This is a genomic window from Priestia sp. FSL H7-0729, from assembly GCF_038005685.1.
In the GTDB taxonomy this organism is placed as follows: domain Bacteria; phylum Bacillota; class Bacilli; order Paenibacillales; family Paenibacillaceae; genus Paenibacillus.
In genome coordinates, this window is the sequence record NZ_JBBOTQ010000016.1 from 41657 (window position 1) to 63276 (window position 21620).

Consider the following 21620-nt stretch of genomic DNA (forward strand, 5'->3'; position numbering starts at 1 on the left):
AGGCTCTCTTTTATGTTAACTGTTGCTTTGAGAACAAAATTTTATTTTGCAGAAGCGTAACGTTTGTTCACTTCATCCCAGTTGATTACATTCCAGAAAGCTCCGATGTAATCAGGACGTTTGTTTTGATATTTCAGGTAGTAAGCGTGCTCCCATACATCTAGACCCAGAACAGGAGTCAGACCTTCGAAGAGAGGGCTGTCTTGGTTAGGTGTGCTAGTGATGGACAACTTGCCATCTTTGCCAACTACGAGCCAAGCCCAGCCGGAACCGAAGCGAGTTGTAGCTGCTTTAGCGAAATCTTCTTTGAATTTATCAAAGCCACCCAGTTCGCTATCAATAGCTGCTGCGATATCGCCTGTAGGAGCGCCGCCGCCATTAGGTCCGATGATTTCCCAGAACAAGCTGTGGTTAGCATGTCCACCACCATTGTTGCGAACCGCTGTGCGGATGCCTTCAGGTACGCTGTCAAGGTTAGCAATCAGATCTTCCAAGCTTTTTCCTTGCAGTTCAGGAGCGCTTTCCAGAGCTGCGTTCAAGTTAGTTACATAAGTATTGTGATGGCGATCGTGGTGGATCTCCATCGTTTGTGCATCGATATGTGGTTCTAAAGCGTCGTTAGCGTAAGGAAGTGCCGGTAATTGAAAAGCCATAATGAAATACCTCCTGAGATTTTAGGTTTTTTTTAAAACAGGTACATATGTAATAATACCCTTGCCACTAATATTAAACCGCATTCGGGCTAATTAAGCAACATTTTTGTTTATTAAGTCCCCCGAGGCGTTGATCTAATGATGGGCCAGAGATAACAAACATATTTTACCCTTTATGCAACTATTTATGTGTTTTCAGACGTTTAAAGAGTGTTAAATTTTAATATTCGTATGTAAACGGTTACAATTAAGCGCTTTCAAAAGAAAATGCGTGTTTTATGGAGAAAAGTATGGTTTAATTGACGAAGAAGCGGTATTTTCTCGTTTTTTGTCATTATATGAACATTGGGTTTTTGGTAAAAAGGAATTCCTTTTTGTAAAAAACCTCATCTAAGCTAACGAAAAGGGAGATTTAAGACATGCACGTTCGTTCCTTTCAGTTGAGTGATGCAAGCCAGATGACGGAGCTTCTCCAGGTTGCGCTATCGGAAGAGTGTTATGAGAACACGATGGGCCCGTTTGCCCGTCAATTGTCATGGGATTCTGACCTGATCATGGTTGCGGAAGAAGAGGGAGACCTCGTCGGCGCTTTGATCGGTACGATTGATCAAAACCAGGGTTGCATCTACCGTATTGCGGTACATCCAGACTATCGTCGCCGTGGAGTCGGCAAAACACTTGTCGAGGCTATGGAACAAAGGTTCCAGCAGCGTAAAGTCAGCCAGGTATGGGTGGCGGGTGATGAGCACAACAAAGTAGCCATGCCTCTGTATGAAGCTATGGGTTACGGTGCCAATCAGATTATGAGCGCTTTCCAGAATCTTAGTATTTTGTCTAAAGCTTAGTTTGCATTTTTAAAAAAAGAAAAAAAGATGTTCATTTCATATTAGGCATATCCCTTTGACGTGTAAGAACGTGAGGGATATGCCTTTCTATTTGTATGAGCCCTCTATACGTAATATTCCACTTGTTTTCTCATTCTCTGAACACAATTCGTTTTCTCCCAATTCAATTAGACCATTGCGCCTAACCAGGCTGTATTCATGACATCCAAGGTATTGGTGCTCATAACCAATTGTTTCACTCTCCCAAATGAAGTAGACTGAAAGGGAGTATGGTCAACATTTTACAGGTTTAATTCAACTAATTCATAAATGAGGTGTCCCTTTGAATTCCAATCATCATTCAATGGAACATATGGCTTCCGAGGAACGTAATCAACCAGCCATGCCTGAACAACCGGAGAAATCCTGGGTTGTGGAGCTGTGGGATTGGATCAAAACGATTGTTGTTGCTTTTGTAATCATGATGCTGCTGAACCTGTTTGTGTTTAACCTGTCGATGGTCAAAGGACAGTCCATGCAGCCGACACTAGTTGAGCGGGATCGCCTTTTCGTCAATAAAATCGTATATCATCTGGGTACACCTTCCCGATCTGATGTGATTGTACTTCGTGATCCAAGCGAAGGAATGGAGAAGAAGGATTTTCTGGTGAAGCGGATCGTCGGACTTCCGGGAGATATTATTGAGGTCAGGGATCACCATCTATATGTGAACGGGGAGCGGCAAGCGGAAACGTACACCGATATTGAGGTACAAGACCCGGATTTTGGCCCCATTACACTAGAGCCGGATCATTTCTTCGTGATGGGGGATAATCGTCATGAAGGCAAAAGTAAGGATAGCCGAGTGTTTGGCAGTATTACATCTGACCAGATTGTAGGCAAGGCTGAATTTATTTTCTGGCCATTTTCTGAATTGAAGAAATTGTAAAATTCTGACAGGACAACAACTTCAGACTGCATTTTGCGTTAAATCATATAGACTCGTTCCGTTTGAATTCAAGTATGCAAGGCATATATAGCAAATAACGCCTGTCCTCTTACCGTGAGGCGGGCGTTCACTATTTACGGAATAAGTGTCGGAAGAAGAGAGGGAAGAGAAATGACGAGCGTACAGACCAGGGCAGCACAGGCCTCCGTATGGGAGAAGTTAAAACAGGAGATCAAAGCGGCTGGCCCCGGACTGGGCATTGATGATATCGGATTCGCCTCTGCCGATCCCTTTGTTTCCTTGAAGTCGCTGCTGGAGCAGTCGCGGGATAAGGGGTATGCTTCAGGTTTTGAAGAGCCGGATATTGAAAAAAGGGTGCACCCCGCCTTAAAAGATGGCGAACCGGCGTCTCTTATTGCAATCGCTGTGGCATACCCATCCAAAATGGTGAATCCACCGAAATCGGAGCCGGGAGCTTACCGGGGGATATTTGCTCGTTCTGCATGGGGACAGGATTATCATCAGGTTCTGCGTACAGCGATGGACAAGCTGGTTAATTTCATACGGGAACGCGTACCTGAAGCGATGATCGAAAGCATGGTAGACACCGGAGCACTGGTGGATCGTGCGGTGTCCCAGCGTGCGGGGATTGGTTTTAGCGCCAAGAACTGTGCCATAATATCACCCAAATTCGGATCATGGATTTTTCTCGGGGAACTGGTGACGAATATTCCTTTTCAACCGGACACACCTGTGACCGAAGACTGTGGTGAATGTACGAAATGTATTGATGCCTGTCCGACAGGAGCACTAGTAGGGCCGGGACAGTTGAATTCACAGCGTTGTATTTCTTTTGTAACCCAGACGAAAGGGTTTGTAGATGAAGAATTTATGCTGAAAATAGGCAATCGTTTGTACGGTTGTGATACGTGTCAGATCGTCTGTCCGAAGAACCGGGGCAAGAACTGGGATCATCATCCCGAGTTTCATCCCGATCCGGAGATTGTGAAGCCGCTTCTGCTGCCGCTATTGGACATCGGTAACCGGGAATTCAAGGAACGTTTCGGTCAGAGTTCCGCCGCCTGGCGGGGCAAGAAGCCGATTCAACGCAACGCCGTTATTGCCCTGGGCAATTTCAAAGACAAAAGTGCTGTACCCAAACTTACAGAAGTATTAAAACGTGATCCGCGCCCCGAGTTGCGGGGAACCGCAGCCTGGGCGTTGAGCAGAATTGGAGGAGAAGACGCCATGAAAGCAATTGGGGAAGCTGCCGCTAACGAACAAGATGGGAACGTACTAAGCATGCTGCAGAAGGCCGAGGAGCGACTGCGTTTGTCCGAGACCTTACCCAAACAGCCACGGGCTGTGGAAGTGAGTGAGAAGCAGCCAGAGGAACAGAAAGAGCACAATGTATTAGGTGTGTTGCAACAGGATTTGAAAATGGAAGCCGGAAGTGAACCGGGTAGTGAGCAACCTGCACAGCCTGCCAAAACGGAAGCCGCAGCTTGGAGGCCTTCAGCAGTGACAGGTCTTCATGGTAAGCCTGTCTACTACGATGAAGTACTGACACCGATTGGTACATTAACATTATGCGCTACGGATGAAGGATTGTGTCACATTGATTTTGGCGCCTTTCACGTACGCGAAGCTCATCTGCAACAATGGGCACGTATCTGGATTGGCGAGTATCGATATGAGAAGAATGAAGAGAAGCTCAGCGAAGCTGCACAGCAGGTTCAGCAGTATTTTGCGGGGGAGAGAAAAACGTTCGACTTGCAGCTTGATCGGCTTGGAACACCATTCCAGCTACAAGTATGGCAAGTTCTGTCCGATATACCTTATGGAGAGGCCTCATCACACCAACAGGTTGCGGAAACCATCGGCAGACCCAAGGCTGTTCGTGCAGTTCTGGACGCCATTAGCAAGAATCCAATTCCGATTATTATTCCCTGTCACCGCATCAGCGGTAAAGACGGCACCCTGGTGGGTTATGTAGGCGGTCTGCAAACCAAGGAGCAATTGCTCGCATTGGAGCAGCAATCGTAAGAGCGGGGGACGTTCATGAAGTATGTAAACGTGGAGAGCGTGGAAGCGGGGGAGCTTCTGGGCAAGACGGTATATTCCAGTAACGGCACGGTACTGCTGTCTTCCGGAGTCCAGCTCACCGTATACATGGTCAATACGCTGAAGCGTATTGGCGTGACCATGCTATACATCCAGGATGAAGCGTACAAAGATGTGGATACAGAAGACATTCTGGATGAAACCACGAAACGGGCAATAATTAACGAGATGAGTGTTACACTCGAATCCATTCGCTCCGGGAAAGATTGGAGCCCCAGAAAGGTCGCCCTCAGTATAGAGAAGTTGCTGAACGATGTATTGAACGGACGTGAACTGCTAGTGCAGCTCACCGATATTCGTACCAAAGACAATGCACAGTATGTTCATGCGATGAATGTATGTTTGTTGTCTTCGGTCATCGGACTGAATATGGGACTTAATTATAATCAACTGAAGGACCTTGCCGTGGGGGCATTATTACATGATATTGGCAAAGTGGGGGAACCTCCTGGCAGTGGCTCTGCTGCGAATTCTTCGCTGCACCATACATGGCGTGGATTCGAAGTGATTAAGAACAAACGGGAGTTCAGTCTGTTGGTCGCCCATACGGCCTTGCAACATCATGAGCATGTAGATGGTACAGGCATGCCGAGAGGAATCAAAGGCAGTGACATCCATCTGTTTGCGAGAATTGTTAGTGTGGCGAATATCTATGATAATCTCATTAATGGGTTATCCCAGGACAGTTTGTTGCCACATGAGGCCTGTGAAGAGATGATGGCGTTGTCTGGTACGAAGCTGGATCGGGACATTCTGATCGAATTCAACAAGAGTGTATCCGTATATCCCAATGGTACAGCGGTACGACTGTCTACCAAAGAGACGGGAGTCATTGTTCGTCAACATCGGGGATTGCCCGGCAGACCTGTCATCAGGGTGGCGCGTGGAAGTACGCGTTATTCTCTGGATGTGGTTGAAATCGATCTGGCTCAGCATACAACCGTTTTCATTGAAGCCGTCATGACGTAGCTTGTGTGCGGTTCAACTGGAAAATCCGTTTGCTCAAGGCGTGCGGAAATGCTATGATACTTTCAGGAAATCCGGTCTGTGTCAGGTTTTCAACAGGTGCGCATAACATCATGAAGTGACACGGATTATCAGGCTTTTTAGAATGCATACAGAGGTGTCTAAGAGATGGATATTGTTATACCGATTATCACATTGATTGTTGGTCTGGTCGGGGGATTTTTCATCGGGGTGTTCTACTTGCGTAAACAACTCGAGAAAATGCAAAGCAATCCGGACATGCTTCAGAAAATGGCGAAGCAAATGGGCTACAACCTGAATGGCAAGCAAATGCAGCGTGCCCAGCAGATGATGAAGAACCAACAGCCAGGAGCGAAAATGCCTCAGCCGCAACAGCATCCTGCGCGTAAAAGTTCGGGCCGCCGAAAATAATAGCAGGGAATAACTGCTTCAAGTGCGTGTTCAAAAAGTTGGGTTTTCAGTACCTGAAGCGAACTTTTTGAACAACCTCTTACAGTAGTGGTTCGAAAGGAGGCGTTCGGCAGTGGCTGGCGTTAAAGATTATTTGAATTCAAAAGTATCCGACAATCGGGAGAAGATCGAGTATCATGTAGAGCAGATCCTGAAATTGATCGGAGAAGATAGTACACGTGAAGGGCTGCTTGAAACGCCTGCACGTGTGACCCGAATGTATGAAGAAATTTTTGGTGGATATGAAGTAGATCCGCGCGATGTGCTCGGGGTCACGTTTGACGAGAATCATGAAGAACTGGTTATCGTCAAGGATATCGTCTACTACAGCCAATGTGAGCACCATATGGCGCCGTTTTTTGGCAAAGTGCACATTGGGTATGTACCAAGCGGCAAGATCGTTGGTTTGAGCAAAATGGCTCGTCTGGTCGAAGCGGTAACACGTCGCCTGCAAGTTCAGGAACGTATTACTTCACAGATCGCTGACATTCTGACAGAAGCTGTCGAGCCTCATGGCGTGATGGTCGTGGTGGAAGGCGAGCACTTGTGCATGTGTTCCCGCGGCGTGAAGAAACCGGGAAGCAAGACGGTAACGTCTGCTGTACGTGGTTCTTTCCGTGAGAATCCGGCACAACGTGCAGAGTTCTTGTCTCTGGTAAAAGATTAATATTCGGTATGTGCATTCCATGGACAAGCCGGATGAGTAGGTCCTTGTGGTTATGGAAGCGGGAGCTTCTGAAGCCGCAGGATAGGATATAAATAAGCCGTGTTCCCAGGGGAACCGGCTTATTTATATATGGTGTTTTCATTTCTATATATACTGAATACATACGAATTCGTTAAGCCGGAGGTAATGGAACGATGAGTGCACCTTCCCATTCAGAACACTCGATCCAGTTGGAAAAGAAACTACAAGCAGATAAACATGCTACATTGCGTCTGCAAATCTGGGAGACACCACTCAAGCGAAAAGGCAGTAGTGTACTCGACGCTTTTGCATGGGAAGAAGTTATGTGCAGACGGGTTGGGGCAGGGCATCTGCCGGTTGCACATATATGGCGACATCCAGATGCCTTTGTAGCAGGTCTGCGTGACCGCAGGTTGCCACAGGCTGTAGAAGCGATGGAACGGATAAGAAGCAAAGGGACAGCGGTCTGTGTTCGGCCTTCCGGTGGAGCAGCCGTACCCCTTAATCCAGGGATAGTTAATGTGTCACTGATTCTGCCTAATCCTGGACATGCCATCAATATTCATGATGATTTCCGGGAGATGGCTTCGATAATTGCCGAGTCGCTAACGCCATGGTCGAGTCAGGCGCAAACGGGTGAGGTTCAGGGTGCTTTTTGCCCGGGGGATTATGATGTCAGTGTAGGTGGTCTGAAATTCTGTGGTATTGCCCAGCGCAGACAGGCAAAGGCGTATATTATTACTGCTTTTATCATCGTGGAAGGACAGGGAGATCAACTGGCAGCGGACGTGCGTCAATTTTATCAGCATGCAGCAGGTGGGGCGAGTGAAGGATATCCTGATGTTCAGCCGGGCACAATGGCAAGTCTGAAGGAGTTGGCAGGTGTCCCTTCTGCGGCGGCATATACCGCCTCTTTGGTTCGAACTCTACGTGATCGTTATCCGCAGGCGGAAGCCAGCAAGGTGCTTAGCGTCAGCTCTGAGGAAGTACGTCTGACGGCTGATCAGATGAAGCTGCGCTATGATTGAGTTCTTGATAATCGGACTTGGAATTGGGTAATAGAGATGATATGATGTGATTTCGGAAGGAGAGTGTTAGGATGGAGACGTTGAGATATACGTACTTATATGAGGTTGTATCTACAGGCGAAAAGTCTGAGTTCAGCCAAATGGCAACAAGCAAGGAAGAGGCTGCTGCACTGATCGTTGCTCGTATTGCTGATCTGGAGTTTACAGATGAGGCAGATATCAAGCTGGGCGATCTGATCGCTATTAGCAAACAGGTTGGCGACAACTATGTGGCTTGCGAGGGCTGTGCTTCTTAAGTGAGCATGAGCATTTGGAAATAGCTAGTCTCTCAAAATACAAGCAAGTCTCTTTTAATAAGAGGCTTGCTTTTTTGTCTACACCAAAAAGAGATATCTTTCAGTCATACGGCTGGAGATATCTCTTTTTTTCTCTAATCCATCGAACCCCGCGCTTAATAAGGTGGCCACAACAACTTGCGTGCCGTTTCGTAACGCTCGGCAACAGCCGGCCAGTAGACGACATTCCACCAATCCTCGATATACTTTTTGCGTTCATTCTGGTGTTTCAGATAGTAGGCATGTTCCCACACATCCAGGGGCAAGAGCGGTACGATATCGGACTGGGACAGGTTCTGGTGTTTTTCCGCCTGCAAAATTTCCAAACGATGTGCTCTTGGGCTCCAGACAAGCATCGCCCAGCCACTGCCTTCCACTTTATTCGCAGCTTCTGTGAATTGATTCTTGAACGCTTCATAACTTCCGAAATCCCGCTTGATCTGCTCTGCGAGCATACCGGAAGGTTTACCGCCTCCAGCAGGATTCATAATTGTCCAGAAGATCGTATGCAGGTAGTGGCCTGCGCCGTTAAAGGCGAGTTCACGTTCCCAATGTTTGATGAGTTCAAAATTATTCTTTTTTCGCGATTCTGCCAGCTTCTTCTCTGCTACATTTAGTCCGTCCACATAAGATTGATGGTGTTTGTCATGATGGATACGCATCGTTAGCTCATCAATATGTGGCTCCAGCGCATTGTACGCATAGGGGAGGGGGGGCAGGGTATGCCCTCCAATGGGCACCGGCTTTTCTTTTACGGGAGGTGCTGTAGAGCCAGGCGTGGCTTGTGTTGTCCCGGTAGAAGGTGCTTGCACGGTTGCGGATTGAATCTGCGCTGAACTAGCAGGTGCGTTTACACTCTCATCGGGAGAAGTTGGAGCTTCTGAAGCTTGGCGATGGATGCTTTCTGCCCCTGACGTATGCAGTGCATTTTCCAGAAAAAGTGACGGCTCCGAATCTGTTTCTCGCAAGATGCCAGGTTGGCCAAGCGTATCCAATACGCCCAGAAAATACTCCGATTCGCGGATGAAATGTAGAATAAGTACTTTGGCAAGCGGAACAGCTTGCACCGCAGCACTTTGCTCCAGAAGAACATATAGCTGTTTGATGAATTCTCTCGATTGCTGCCGAGCTGCAGACATAAGTTGATCGATACAACGAACGATGTAGGGAGCGGGTGGATGGGTTGCGGGCAATAGTTGTTTTAAGAGCTGGTTCGCTACTCGCTCACTGTTCGCAAAGGTAGCTTCCCATTCTTCCAGTAGTTTGACATATGGAGGCTCCAGATCAGGAACCAGAGCACGAATGACAAGTGTATGTTCTTTCTCCTGCTCTTTCCAGAAACGGATTTCCTCCAATATCCGGAGAGGCAGCAGGTGGCCATATCCATACCAGTTCATCTATGTTGAACCTCCTTCAGATGAATTCATTGCATGCAGACTGTCTTTTCATGCGTCCCAAGAGTATATTCCGCGAGCCTGTTGTCCTATGATTGCAAAAAAAAGAGCCCCGGAGGGGCTCAAGAATCAACAGAATTTTAATTTATTTAGATAGGTTATTCTCCACTATTCGTGTTCTGCACATCGTCACTGCTTGTCTTCGTTACATGACTCAGGAACGTGGAGACACGGCGCAGATATTCTTTTGGATGCTCCCGGAAGATCAATTCATGGTGCGCATCCTGGACGATCCATACATCCGAATACGGATTGGTCTGGTTGGCAGCGAGTTGCTCTGCAATCGGGTAAGGTGCTTTCTCGTCTTGCGTACCATGAATGAAGAAAATCGGGAACGGATAATCTTCCTTTTTCACTTCCTGGTAAGGAATCTGTTGCAATCCGGTACCATTCAGAACAGGGAACAACAGCTTCATAATCTCCAGTGTAGGCTGACGCGGGAGATCGATCTGGTTATGAATGTTGTGGTACAGCGTATCCGGCTCAAGCAGGAACGTACTGTCCAGAATCATCGCATCCACTTCCTGTGTAATCAGTCCGGTTTGAAGCGCGGTACCGGCACCCATGGAGAAACCCCAGACAACCAGTTCCTGCGCACCGCGCTGCTTGGCGAACTGGATGGCACCCAGTAATTGCTGAGACTCCGCTTTGCCACCTGTGGCTACAGCTTTGTTCACCTGTGAGGCGAAGCCATAATCGAACATGACCACGTTGAACCCAAGTTGATGGGCATAGTGTGCCAGGTCATACATGGGTACCCATGTTTCTTCACGATTGGCACCATAGCCGTGACTGAAAATAATTGTTTTGCTTGCGGCATTGTCAGCAGGTATATACCATCCCTGCATCGTCCGACTGCCATCTGCTGCCGGGAACGTAATGTCTTCGTATTTCATATTTTTGGCCTGCATTGGATTGGAGAAGACAGGCGCTACCGTTGGATTGGATAATACCCATGCGATATAACCGTGCAGTGCAATAAAACAAAACAGTAGAAAAAATACAACGGAGAGCAGCAACGCTACGATAATATGTTTGAACCGAATTAGCCTCGGTGATAACGAAGAGGGCAGATCGGACACTTTTGTATGCAGCGGGGCTTCGCTCTGGGATGTTGGATACATGAATGCCCCTCCTTTGAAGTTCAGTTGAAGATAACAACGACATGAAAAGAGAATTGCGTTTATTTCAGAGCCTGCTTCAGAGCGATATCTTAAGATAATATATCTTTATCGTATGTTCCAATATAGTCAAAGTCAATTGATTGAGGGCATTTGTTACGCAATTGTTATATAGTTCTTAAGATATATGGGTAACATTACCTTAGTGTGTAAATTACAGGGGATTAAGTCTTATAAAAAGGAACAATTTATGCTTACGCTTATTTCAATTTTGGCTCTTTTTGGTTTACAGATGAGACCGTTTCTCATATAATTTATGTAACCAAGTTTCATGTGATGAAACATGAGGAGGGCATTATGCCATGGAAGATCGCAAGTTAACCGTCCGGGCTGTTGAACGGGCGCTGGATATATTATTATGTTTTACCACACGCAGTGATCTGGGACTTACCGAAATTGCCAGCCAGATCGGATTGCACAAAAGTACAGTACACCGTTTGATGGCTACGCTGGAGGATCGAGGGTTCGTGATCCGCGATGCAGCAACAGAGAAGTACCGACTTGGCATCCGAATCTGGGAGCTGTCAGCTCATATGTCCCGCAGTGATGATCCGGCGATTCTGCTGCTGCCTGCGATGGAGCGACTGAGAGATCGATTGGGGGAGACCGTGAGTCTGTACCTGCGGGATGGCAGTGAACGGATTCGGATTCAGGCTGTGCAAAGTGATCAGGCGATACGCCGAGTCGCTCCTGTCGGTGTTAGACTCCCGTTGTCCGTGGGCGCTTCCAGCAAAGTCTTGATGGCGTTTGCCACGGACGAGGATCGTGAGGAACTGATGAACGGGCCGGAATGGCCTGTGTTTATTGATCCCGCGGTGTATTTGGCGCAAATGGGAGATATACGGGATAACGGATATGCGACGAGTTATGAGGAACGTGAGCCGGGAGCTGCCGCGGTATCTGTACCGATTATGGACCGTCGAGGCAATATTGCAGCTGCTCTCTCGGTCTCAGGGCCTGTCAGCCGACTTTCGCAGGAGACTTTGCACGAATACGCACCTGTGCTAAAGGAAGCTGCTACACAGATGGGGCTCATGTTATCTTGATGTTGAGGTAAGGTCTGTCACCAATGAAGTTAGTGATCTGGAATATAAAGGTTGTTTTTATGTTTTGGTTGCGCTACTCTGTAATGGACGGCCCAGCGGGGCCAGCTTCATTGAATATGAACGGCGGCTGATGTAAGCCGCAACTTGTTAACGTTACTGGGGGAGTCCGAATTGTCCGGACTGAGACGGAATCGCATGAGATTCTGGACCCTTTGCACCTGATCTGGATCATACCAGCGTAGGGAAGTAATCGGCGATATGACCACAACCACCATATGTGTGACTCTTGAAGGTCCCCGATAAGGAGCTGCAACCAGGAGCATTATTGGTGATGGACATAAAAGTCGGTTCCTTCGGGGACCGGCTTTTTTTATTACAGTGAACGGGCGATATAACACACACTCCATGGACTGCTTTTTCAATAACCTGCGAAAGTGGGCTTGGAAAAGAGATTTCTTGGCTTAGATCCATGATATGTGCTAATTTCGGGTCTGTTGTGAACTGTACATGAAATGTCTCTGCTGGTCTGCTGTAGGATCGCTTTTTCTTCTCTGCATTGCGCATGATTTGGGACAGGTACGTAAGCGAGCTAATGATGAAACCAACCAAACAAGCGACAAACACTGAGGAGGAGACAAGCGAACATGAGTACAGGACATCAAACGGGACAACAAGCGACGGAACAGGGACATAATGATCAGCAGGTTGAAAAAGAAACAGGAACGGCCGGACGGGTTCAGCCCTTTCCGGGCAGCCGCAAAGTCTACATTCAGGGCTCACGGCCGGACATTGCTGTTCCGGAGCGTGAGATAGCCCTTCATGACACGAATACTCCCCAAGGGGTGGAGCATAACGAACCGCTGCGTGTCTACGATACGAGCGGCCCCATGACCGATCCCGGATTCCATGCGGATATCCGTGCAGGTCTGCCAGCTCTGCGCACCCGTTGGATCACAGAGCGTGGCGATGTCGAAGCTTATCAGGGCCGTACAGTTAAACCGGAGGATAACGGACTGAAGCCTGGAGGGAAGAGAGCCGGCGCCGAAGAGTACCCCGGATTGCGCGGCAAACCGCTGCGGGCACAGACGGGACGTTGTGTGACCCAGATGCATTACGCGAGACAGGGAGTCATTACGGCAGAGATGGAATTCGCCGCAATTCGTGAGGGCGTGGAGCCGGAATTTGTACGTCAGGAGCTGGCGAGTGGACGGGCCATTCTGCCATCCAACATCAATCACCCGGAGAGTGAGCCGATGTTGATCGGTCGTCATTTTCACGTGAAGATCAATGCCAATATCGGTAATTCCGCTGTATCTTCCTCCATCGAGGAGGAGGTCGAGAAGATGACTTGGGCGGTACGCTGGGGATCGGATACGGTGATGGATCTGTCCACAGGCAAAAACATTCATACCACCCGGGAGTGGATTATCCGCAATTCACCTGTGCCGATTGGCACGGTGCCGCTCTATCAGGCGCTGGAGAAGGTGAATGGCGAAGCGGAAGCGCTGACCTGGGAGTTGTACCGTGACACACTCATTGAGCAGGCAGAGCAGGGCGTGGACTACTTTACAATTCATGCAGGCGTGCTGCTGCGTTATATCCCGATGACGGCCAAGCGGATGACAGGCATCGTGTCTCGGGGCGGGTCCATTATGGCAGCATGGTGCCTTGCGCATCATCAGGAGAATTTTTTGTACACTCATTTTGAAGAAATCTGCGAGATTATGAAAAGGTATGATGTGGCGTTCTCACTGGGAGATGGACTTCGTCCTGGCAGTATCTACGATGCCAATGACGAAGCACAGATGGCGGAACTGGCTACGCTTGGGGAACTGACGCAGATCGCGTGGAAGCATGATGTGCAGGTGATGATCGAAGGGCCGGGGCATGTGCCGATGCATAAGATCAAGGAGAATGTAGACTTGCAGATGGAGATATGTAAAGAAGCACCGTTCTACACACTTGGGCCGCTAACGACCGACATTGCGCCAGGATACGATCACATCACGTCCGCCATTGGGGCGGCCATGATTGGCTGGTTCGGCACGTCCATGCTCTGTTATGTTACGCCAAAAGAACATTTGGGCCTGCCTAACAAGGATGATGTACGCGAAGGGGTTATTGCCTACAAGATCGCTGCTCATGCCGCCGATCTGGCGAAGGGCCATCCACGTGCCCAGCGCCGGGATGATGCGTTGTCCAAGGCGCGCTTCGAGTTCCGCTGGAGAGACCAGTTCAACCTGTCACTGGACCCGGAACGGGCTTTATCCTACCATGATGAGACGCTGCCAGCAGAAGGAGCCAAAGAAGCTCATTTCTGCTCCATGTGCGGACCAAAGTTCTGCAGCATGCGTATTACGCAGGACATCCGTGCCTTTGCGGCGGATAAAGGATTGTCCGAGAATGAGGCTGTAGCAGCGGGTATGCAGGAAAAGGCCGAGGAATATCGGACACGCTCCTAGGCGCCGGTACAGCTTAAACTGGGCAGTCTGAAATAGAGATAAAGCCGTTCTTCTCTGTCATTGCAGAGAAGAACGGCTTTTTTTGATTCAATGATATGATTTTAAACTCTATGAGCGCTCTCCGTGTTGTTCAGAATTAGCTTTGTGACTGTCAGTGGTCCATATCTTATACAGAATTCCTGCGATAACAAATAAAAGAGCGTCACTGAGTTTTGGTGCTCCTCCGTATAGAAATGCGGAACAGGAAAAACCTGCTATAAACAGTAAAACAATATAGAGGAAACGCATACTAGTTCACCTCGTTTATTTGTGATATTCAGTAGGTGAGTTCATTGTAGTGCTATGCCCAAATTCTTCTCCAAATACGCCGTAAGCAATGCCAATGGGGTATGCATCGCAATGCCTGTGTCTGCTGTAACCTGTGCAGCTGCGGGAGCCATGGACAGTTGGGCTGCCACTACCGTTTTACCCGGATACTGTTCAGCAATCTGCTGTAATCCTTCATGTACCGCTTCGAGATATCCTTGCTGGTCCCCACGCATAATCAACTCAAATGTCCCAGGGATGCATACCGCTTCCGTCTGATATGTATTTGCGACGTATGGTTGCCCATTCTCATCCTCTTGCTGTACTGCCTGATTCACCCGTGTCATTGTTCCTTCAATGGTTGCCGGGTTGGTGAAGGCTATGATGTAATCTCCTGGTACTCTCCGCATCTCCTGCAATAGCGGGTCATCTATGCCAATCACAGGCACAGGGACCTGTGTGGCTTCCTGCTCCAGTACTGTCGCAAACAGAGTACATGTGACCAGAATGGCATCGGCATGACACTCGACGATCCATCGGAGCGTCTGAGCTACTTTCTGGTGGATGACGGCATCGGAAAAGTCAGCGTCATGTTTAAGACGATCCAGACCTGGATCGACATAATGCACCAATTCAACTTCATGATCAGCAAGCTTCTCTTCAATTAAAGCGATGTTGGAATAATGAGCGTGAAAACAACCGATGGTGATCATGGCTAAATCCCCTTTTCCAGTTTGTAATATGTCATGGATCTCGTAGATATTCAGATTATTATAGAAACATACCTGAGAACTGTACAGTTGTTTGTTGCTCAACGCCAATAACCGCCCTTCCGCCAAGTTGCGGAAAGACGGTTCATAACTGGACTGGCAATCGTCCAGCATCCATTTTATCTAAGGGAAGGAGAAGCATTTTTCTTCGCCATTTTTTGCTGTAAAATTTCATGGAAGGATAGGCCTTGAGTGTTCTCATTTTCCTTTTTGGGCGCAGTGGTCGCCGTGTTGCGCGGATATTGGTGGTGATACGGGATCATTTGCTGAATAGGCATGCGGATCATCTTGGTTCCTCCTTACGTGCATGATGGACATGCATCGGTTATTAATATGTATTTTCAACAGTAGTTTTGCTGGTCGAGATAAAATGAATTCACCCTGTACGCATATAGGCACTATGACTTGTTACATGAAGAAGCGAGAATTGAATCGTAATTCCGACTCGGATGTAGTGATTTTACCCAGTATTCAGAAGATGTAAACGGTTTTAGGGAAATTCAGGAATAAAGAACCTGATATAAAAGGCAGGGTATGGGAGCGTGGTATCGGTTGTTATGCGAATGGTCCTAATTTTAGGAAAGTCAATGGTGCTCGCCTATAAGGCATATGTCCAAGTGAATAGGTATGATATATGCTAACTAACTTGGTTCTATGGTCGGGGTATATTGCTCATAAAATGTCAAAAAAGCTGCCAAGACCTCTTGGCAGCTACAGATTTTCTTAATCGATTCTCTCATTAAATTCCCTTCTTGAAGAGGGGCATCCGTTAGTAGTACTTCTGTTACCTGCGTTCTTTTACCGCAATATATACATCCACCTGTGTATGCTCCGGGTCTAAACTCCGCCCATCGTAGTACTCAAAATCTCCCGTAAATGTGCGGTCACTCTGATGGCTCCACGCCCATACTGCTTCCCACACTTCACTGACCACTTCAACCATTGGTCCGGTTCTCGAAGTAAACACTGCATAAGTAGCAGGAGGTAGCTGCACCTCATCGAATCCTTCAGGCAGCAGTTCATTCTCACCGACTTCATGTCCGATCAAAATGGTATATTCTCCGACAATGCCATCTTCGTAATCCGTGTAACAGCCGTAGCGTGCAGCTTCAGCAGCCGGAATATATTCGGAGGCAAAATAACGACCCCATAACGCACCGATGCTGCCTTGGCCGCTCATCTCAATCGCATTGGTCGTACGTGCGGACAGTCCGGCTAGGCGTTTGCTCGGAAGGGTGACATAGCGAACGGGTTCCCCGGCAAGCAGAGCGTCGTTTACCGCAGAAGAAACGTCAGATGACGGTACTCCGGCATGAATAGGTGCATTAGCGACAGTGGCTGTCCCGTCCTGGCCGTTCACTACATTTCCTTCATTACGCCAGCGTTTCAAAAAGGGCAGTTGGTTGCGTAACATCGAACGAGCGGATTCCTCATCCATACCCTCGTCCTTCAGAATGGTGGTGCACATCTCCGTCATGCCTTCGAGTGAAATACCTGGCTGCTCGAACTTGCCCTCTTTGTAACAATAGATACAGTACTCACGGGTTGTACTTCCATCTGCTTCCGTTCCGAATTGGGCAGGGGTGGTGAGCGGCATACCGCAACTTTGACATACCGTAACGTTCATCTTTCATTCCTCCTTGGGGATATATGCAACTTCAACCTGAACATATTTGAAGTATACGGGGAGGAACTGGACAGCTGTCTGTCAGGTTTGAGCGGAGGTTTTATAATTTTGAACAATTTGTTCGGCTATACGGCACACGTTATCCCGGATATGCAACGGTTCCAGGACCTCAACATCCGCCCCAAAGCCCAAGATGAAGCCATACAGCCAGTTATCTTCTGGAAAAGCGACCTGACTGATATAATACCCATTCCTGTCAGGCAATACATTTTCAATACCGAACCATTCCTCCGCAAGATGACGGATACGGGCATGGAATCTCAGGGTAATCCCAATCTGGTTGTCTGGCCGGCTCCATTCCTGCTGCCACGGCCGGTCTTGAAGGTTGATGGATTTTCGTTCATAGTGCTCTGTAGTAAGAGTAACGTCTTTCATACGAACCAGCTTGAACATGCGGAATTCATTTCGTTCATGGCAAAAAGCATACAGATACCATGCGTGCCTCTTCAGCACAAGCGTGTGTGGTTCAACTGTACGATAGGTCTGTGCACCTTCGGCGCTGCAATAGGCGAAATAAATGCATTGTAGTTGATCGATTCCCTGATCAATGACTTTTAATTTTTGTTGCAGCGCTTCAGGGTGCGTCCACGTTGAATGATCCACGATGAATCGGTGCGTGCTGGCTTGAAAATCTTCATTTTTGGCTTCCGGGACGATACTGCTTAGCTTTTCCACCAACAGTTCACGTGCAGCATTTGTATGTGAGGTCGATATACTGCGCAGGGCGGTGACGATGGAAACAAGATCTTTGTCGGTTAACAGATTGCGATCCAGACGATACCCTTCCGCTAGACTGATGCCTCCGCTTGCTCCCTGATAGGTCACGACCGGAATTCCGGCTTGTCCCAATGTGTCGATATCTCTATAGATCGTCCGGATGGAAACTTCAAACATATCGGCCAGGTCTTTGGCCTGTAATCGCCCCCGGTTGATAAGCAGTACAACGATGGCTAACAAACGCTCCAGTTTCATAGTTTTAATGTCCTTTCATTTATGGCGATAACATTGCTTTCAATTGTTTATCTGGAACTTATCTGTTAGATTCATAGGTATTATATTGCCCAGCATCCCATATAGGAGTGAAATAAGCAATGAAGCGAATTACGATTCTGATTGCGGACGATGAAGTAGAGATCGCAGATCTGGTTGCTCTGCATTTACAAAAAGAAGGCTATCATACCGTCAAGGCATCTGACGGACAGTCAGCACTACAGGCGATTCAGACACATGCCATTGATTTGGCCGTACTGGACATTATGATGCCGGGTATGGACGGGTATGAGGTGACCCGCAAAATACGGGAGCAGCATCATTTTCCGATTATTTTCCTGAGTGCCAAAACCTCGGACATGGATAAAATTACGGGGCTCGTGATGGGTGCCGATGACTATATGACCAAACCGTTTAACCCGATGGAGCTTGTAGCACGCGTGAATTCTCAATTGCGGCGCTCATTGCAATTCAGCCAGTCCACAGCGGCGGTTCAGCGCTCGATTCTGGAAAAGGGCGGACTTGTCATTGTACCGGAGCAGCATAGCGTGACGCTTTACGGTAAACCGCTGGATTTAACACCGAAGGAATTTGATATTTTAGTGTTGCTCGCGAGCAATCCAAAACAGGTTTTCAGTGCAGAAAGCATTTTTGAAAAGGTATGGGGAGAGGCTTATTTCGAAAGTGGCAATACCGTTATGGTACATATTCGGACGCTGCGCAAGAAGCTCGGAGAAGATGTGGACAAGAACAAGTTTATCAAAACGATCTGGGGCGTGGGGTACACGTTCAATGACTAAACGCAGAAGCTTTCGCACAACGATGATTATGCTGCTTGGTCTGAGCATGCTGTCTTCTGGCGCCGTAACATTTATCGTGTACAGGCTGTTGCAGATGTATTATGCAGGGGTCAGGAGAGAAGATCCGCTGGCGGAATATCGCAATATCATGAGAAGTATTGGCGATCTATATGTCTTTATGCTGCTCTTCATCCCGCTTGCGATTTTGTTTTTCTACTTGTTTACGAGACCCTATGTCACGTATTTCAAAGAGATTTCCGCAGGCATTAATCACTTGGCGAACGGAGACTTTCAGCATCGTGTTCAGATTTCGTCCAAGGATGAATTGGGTTCGATTGCGGAGGATATGAATATGGCAAGCCAGAAGCTGCGGGAGGCGATGGAACGAGGTGACTTTGCAGAGAACAGCAAAGACCAGCTCATCGTAAACCTTGCGCATGATCTGCGTACACCGTTAACCTCCGTGCTGGGCTATCTGGATCTTCTTATGAAGGATGATCAGCTGACAGAGGAGCAGGTTCGGCATTTTACATCGATTGCATTCACCAAATCACAGCGTCTGGAGAAGCTGATTGATGATTTGTTCGAAATTACCCGCATGAATTATGGCATGCTACCGATCAATAAGGCTCCACTGGATCTTAGTGAATTGCTGAAACAGATGAACGAAGAGCTCTATCCTGTATTTGAAAAGAACCAACTGGTCACCCGCTTGGAAATAGACACGGACCTTACCATCTCCGGTGATGGCGAGTTGCTGGCTCGTGTGTTCGAGAATCTGCTGATTAACGCTGCACGGCACGGCAAGGACGGCATGTACGTGGATATTAACGGATATCGTGATGCAGAACAGGTTATCATTCAGGTGATTAACTATGGCGGACATATTCGTCCAGAGGAATTGCCACATATTTTCGATATGTATTATACCGGAGATCGTGCCAGAACCCCTCAGGAGGGTGGGACAGGCCTCGGCTTATTCATAGCACGTAATATCGTGGAACAGCATGACGGTACAATTTCAGCCCAGAGTGATGTGGTACGGACGTTATTTGAAGTTCGTTTGCCCCTAATGCAATGAGGTTCGACGTCAAATTTAAGAAAAACTTTAAAAATGCCCTGCTTTTTCTTTAACTTGTTTTGTCTATCCTTGATGTATGAGGTAAAAGGAGGAACAAGCATGAAGAAGTGGGGCTTTTTAATATGTATCGTTTTGATCGGATATATCGTTACACAATCACCAGGATGGATTCATCAAAAGGATGAGCTACCTATCGAGATTCAGAACACGCGTGAAAATCCCGCAGGTTATACGGTATCTGTAACGGGAAATATTCAGGATCAGGTACATAAGGGCAATTTGTTACTGGTTAATAAGCAATACCCCGTTCACGAGGAAGGGGTTAAATCGGATATTGTATATGTCGCGGATGAGGATGATCTGCTTCGTGGATATGGAATCATGGATCGGAAAATCATGTTATCCCGGCAGGTGGCACAGGAGTTTCGGAGAATGGTTGAAGCAGCAGGCGAAGAGGGAGTCCGATATTTTCTTGTCAGCAGCGGGTACAGGGACTTTGCGAAGCAGGACGAGCTGTATCAGGAAAAGGGTGAAGACTACGCACTGCCTGCCGGTCACAGTGAGCACAATCTCGGGTTATCCCTGGATGTCGGTTCCACATTGGCTGCCATGAATGAAGCACCAGAGGGGGCATGGCTGGAGAAGAATGCATGGAAATACGGATTTGTTTTGCGTTATCCGAAGGATAAAGTGCGCATCACGGGTATACAGTATGAACCATGGCACTTTCGATATGTAGGGCTGCCGCACAGTGCTGTCATGTATAAAAATAATCTGGTGCTGGAAGAGTATCTGGATTTGCTAAAAGAGAAAGAGAACATTAATGTGGAGGTAGAGGGTGAGGTGTATCATATTCGCTACTATGGAGCCACCCAAGATATGACCGTTTACATACCTGAGCAAGGCCAAACTGAAATATCGGGTGATAACATGCATGGTGTCATCGTCACCGTAAAGAAATAACAGGGCAACGCAAGGGAGGCGAAACAACATGAAGCAGAACAACCAGAAGAAAAGCAAACATTACATCCTTTGGATTGCCGTCTTCATGATCTATGTATATCTGCTTACGAAGCTGATTCTGTTCAAAGGAAGTCCAGTCGACTTTGGCGTCGTAAAGGTTCGACTTATGGCATTCTTGCAACAACCGGGTCTGATCCATACACGAACTATCAACCTGACGCCATTTCAGGAAATTTCACGAGACTGGAACAGCCTGTCGATACATCGTCCGGGCACCGCAATCCATCTAGTAGGAAATGTTCTAGCCTTTATCCCACTGGGTATCTTCATTCCTGTGTTGACGGGCAACAAGTTATTCTCTGGAGTAAAGGTGTTCCTGCTGTCCCTAATTCTCAGTCTGGGTTATGAAGTGACACAGTTAGTGACTGGCATGGGGATATTCGATGTGGATGATCTATTGCTTAATACGCTAGGCGGCTTGATTGGATATATCATTTTCACCATGGCCATTGGCCTGAAAAGGGTGTTGGTGGGAGGAGAATCCCGCGATACGACGAAGTTAACCACTAAGGAGAGTCACGTGTAAGGAGGGATTACGTTGATTATCATCCCGATACTGTTCATTAGCGTAGGGCTAATGTTTCTCGTGTATCCACACAAGGTAACGGATGCTTCGGAGAAACAGATTGCAGAGCGAGTGATCATGTCGAGATGGGTCGGAGGTTCGCTAATAATGATGTCATGTCTGTTTCTGATCATGGGTACGATTCAACTGTTCGATCAAGCCTCGCACCACATCGGGCATTAGCAGGCAGTTGGTTCAAAGTTCGAGCAAAAGTGAG

General features: G+C 47.7%; 22 protein-coding genes and 1 riboswitch. Of the genes, 15 read left to right on the forward strand and 7 right to left on the reverse strand.

Annotation, left to right across the window (positions count from 1 at the left end):
- Positions 1 to 41: 41 nt before the first annotated feature.
- Entirely contained in the window at positions 42 to 653 is a 612-nt protein-coding gene (locus MHH93_RS24605) for a superoxide dismutase (RefSeq protein WP_500056160.1), read from the reverse strand.
- A gap of 419 nt (positions 654 to 1072) precedes the next feature.
- Here MHH93_RS24605 and MHH93_RS24610 point away from each other — a divergent pair, with 419 nt between their 5' ends.
- The 8 genes from MHH93_RS24610 (at position 1073) to MHH93_RS24645 (ending at position 7999) form a co-directional block, all read left to right on the forward strand.
- A complete protein-coding gene (locus MHH93_RS24610) occupies positions 1073 to 1498 on the forward strand; it encodes a GNAT family N-acetyltransferase (RefSeq protein ID WP_278297013.1) in 426 nt (141 codons plus the stop codon).
- Between the two features lie 343 nt (positions 1499 to 1841).
- Positions 1842 to 2426 carry a signal peptidase I gene (gene lepB / locus MHH93_RS24615; RefSeq protein WP_500056205.1) on the forward strand — a complete coding sequence of 195 codons (585 nt, stop codon included), beginning with the start codon at positions 1842 to 1844 and terminating at the stop codon, positions 2424 to 2426.
- Between the two features lie 171 nt (positions 2427 to 2597).
- On the forward strand, positions 2598 to 4472 hold the full coding sequence (gene queG / locus MHH93_RS24620; protein ID WP_500056161.1) for a tRNA epoxyqueuosine(34) reductase QueG: 1875 nt from the start codon (positions 2598 to 2600) through the stop codon (positions 4470 to 4472).
- Positions 4473 to 4487: 15 nt separating this feature from the next.
- Positions 4488 to 5519: an HD-GYP domain-containing protein gene (locus tag MHH93_RS24625; protein WP_440392390.1), complete on the forward strand. Its 1032-nt coding sequence runs from the start codon at positions 4488 to 4490 to the stop codon at positions 5517 to 5519.
- A 165-nt stretch (positions 5520 to 5684) separates the two neighbouring features.
- Positions 5685 to 5948: a YneF family protein gene (locus tag MHH93_RS24630; RefSeq protein WP_017690778.1), complete on the forward strand. Its 264-nt coding sequence runs from the start codon at positions 5685 to 5687 to the stop codon at positions 5946 to 5948.
- Between the two features lie 112 nt (positions 5949 to 6060).
- On the forward strand, positions 6061 to 6654 hold the full coding sequence (gene folE, locus MHH93_RS24635) for a GTP cyclohydrolase I FolE (RefSeq protein WP_036668229.1): 594 nt from the start codon (positions 6061 to 6063) through the stop codon (positions 6652 to 6654).
- 194 nt (positions 6655 to 6848) lie between these two features.
- Positions 6849 to 7703 carry a lipoate--protein ligase family protein gene (locus tag MHH93_RS24640; protein ID WP_500056162.1) on the forward strand — a complete coding sequence of 285 codons (855 nt, stop codon included), beginning with the start codon at positions 6849 to 6851 and terminating at the stop codon, positions 7701 to 7703.
- A gap of 71 nt (positions 7704 to 7774) precedes the next feature.
- Entirely contained in the window at positions 7775 to 7999 is a 225-nt protein-coding gene (locus tag MHH93_RS24645) for a hypothetical protein (RefSeq protein ID WP_091039003.1), read from the forward strand.
- 155 nt (positions 8000 to 8154) lie between these two features.
- On the opposite strand, the gene MHH93_RS24650 is transcribed toward MHH93_RS24645, so the two are convergent.
- The gene (locus MHH93_RS24650) at positions 8155 to 9435 is read right to left on the reverse strand and encodes a Fe-Mn family superoxide dismutase (RefSeq protein ID WP_500056163.1); all 1281 of its coding nucleotides are present in this window, start codon (positions 9433 to 9435) and stop codon (positions 8155 to 8157) included.
- A gap of 155 nt (positions 9436 to 9590) precedes the next feature.
- Entirely contained in the window at positions 9591 to 10616 is a 1026-nt protein-coding gene (locus MHH93_RS24655) for an alpha/beta hydrolase (RefSeq protein WP_500056164.1), read from the reverse strand.
- 359 nt (positions 10617 to 10975) lie between these two features.
- Between MHH93_RS24655 and MHH93_RS24660 the strand changes: the two genes are divergently transcribed.
- Together MHH93_RS24660 and thiC are read left to right on the forward strand one after the other, a co-directional pair.
- On the forward strand, positions 10976 to 11719 hold the full coding sequence (locus MHH93_RS24660) for an IclR family transcriptional regulator (protein ID WP_076216717.1): 744 nt from the start codon (positions 10976 to 10978) through the stop codon (positions 11717 to 11719).
- A 148-nt stretch (positions 11720 to 11867) separates the two neighbouring features.
- Positions 11868 to 11981: riboswitch (TPP riboswitch) on the forward strand.
- Between the two features lie 382 nt (positions 11982 to 12363).
- The gene (thiC, locus tag MHH93_RS24665) at positions 12364 to 14181 is read left to right on the forward strand and encodes a phosphomethylpyrimidine synthase ThiC (RefSeq protein ID WP_500056165.1); all 1818 of its coding nucleotides are present in this window, start codon (positions 12364 to 12366) and stop codon (positions 14179 to 14181) included.
- 329 nt (positions 14182 to 14510) lie between these two features.
- Here thiC and MHH93_RS24670 read toward each other — a convergent pair whose 3' ends face one another.
- The 4 genes from MHH93_RS24670 to MHH93_RS24685 all read right to left on the reverse strand — a co-directional run bounded on the left by MHH93_RS24670 (position 14511) and on the right by MHH93_RS24685 (position 17916).
- Positions 14511 to 15302 (reverse strand): aspartate/glutamate racemase family protein, encoded by a 792-nt coding sequence (locus MHH93_RS24670; protein ID WP_500056166.1) that lies wholly within the window; start codon positions 15300 to 15302, stop codon positions 14511 to 14513.
- A gap of 74 nt (positions 15303 to 15376) precedes the next feature.
- On the reverse strand, positions 15377 to 15544 hold the full coding sequence (locus tag MHH93_RS24675) for a hypothetical protein (protein WP_017690769.1): 168 nt from the start codon (positions 15542 to 15544) through the stop codon (positions 15377 to 15379).
- A gap of 497 nt (positions 15545 to 16041) precedes the next feature.
- Entirely contained in the window at positions 16042 to 16884 is an 843-nt protein-coding gene (locus tag MHH93_RS24680) for a zinc ribbon domain-containing protein (protein ID WP_500056167.1), read from the reverse strand.
- Between the two features lie 81 nt (positions 16885 to 16965).
- Positions 16966 to 17916, reverse strand: coding sequence for a helix-turn-helix transcriptional regulator (locus tag MHH93_RS24685; RefSeq protein ID WP_500056168.1), 951 nt, complete (start codon positions 17914 to 17916; stop codon positions 16966 to 16968).
- A gap of 119 nt (positions 17917 to 18035) precedes the next feature.
- Here MHH93_RS24685 and MHH93_RS24690 point away from each other — a divergent pair, with 119 nt between their 5' ends.
- The 5 genes from MHH93_RS24690 (at position 18036) to MHH93_RS24710 (ending at position 21586) form a co-directional block, all read left to right on the forward strand.
- Entirely contained in the window at positions 18036 to 18734 is a 699-nt protein-coding gene (locus MHH93_RS24690; RefSeq protein WP_500056169.1) for a response regulator transcription factor, read from the forward strand.
- On the forward strand, positions 18727 to 19815 hold the full coding sequence (locus tag MHH93_RS24695; RefSeq protein WP_500056170.1) for a sensor histidine kinase: 1089 nt from the start codon (positions 18727 to 18729) through the stop codon (positions 19813 to 19815). Before MHH93_RS24690 ends, MHH93_RS24695 begins: the two co-directional genes overlap by 8 nt.
- Before the next feature lie 99 nt (positions 19816 to 19914).
- Positions 19915 to 20778, forward strand: coding sequence for a M15 family metallopeptidase (locus MHH93_RS24700; protein WP_500056171.1), 864 nt, complete (start codon positions 19915 to 19917; stop codon positions 20776 to 20778).
- A gap of 28 nt (positions 20779 to 20806) precedes the next feature.
- Positions 20807 to 21364, forward strand: coding sequence for a VanZ family protein (locus tag MHH93_RS24705; protein WP_500056172.1), 558 nt, complete (start codon positions 20807 to 20809; stop codon positions 21362 to 21364).
- A gap of 12 nt (positions 21365 to 21376) precedes the next feature.
- On the forward strand, positions 21377 to 21586 hold the full coding sequence (locus MHH93_RS24710; RefSeq protein ID WP_500056173.1) for a hypothetical protein: 210 nt from the start codon (positions 21377 to 21379) through the stop codon (positions 21584 to 21586).
- Positions 21587 to 21620 lie beyond the last annotated feature (34 nt).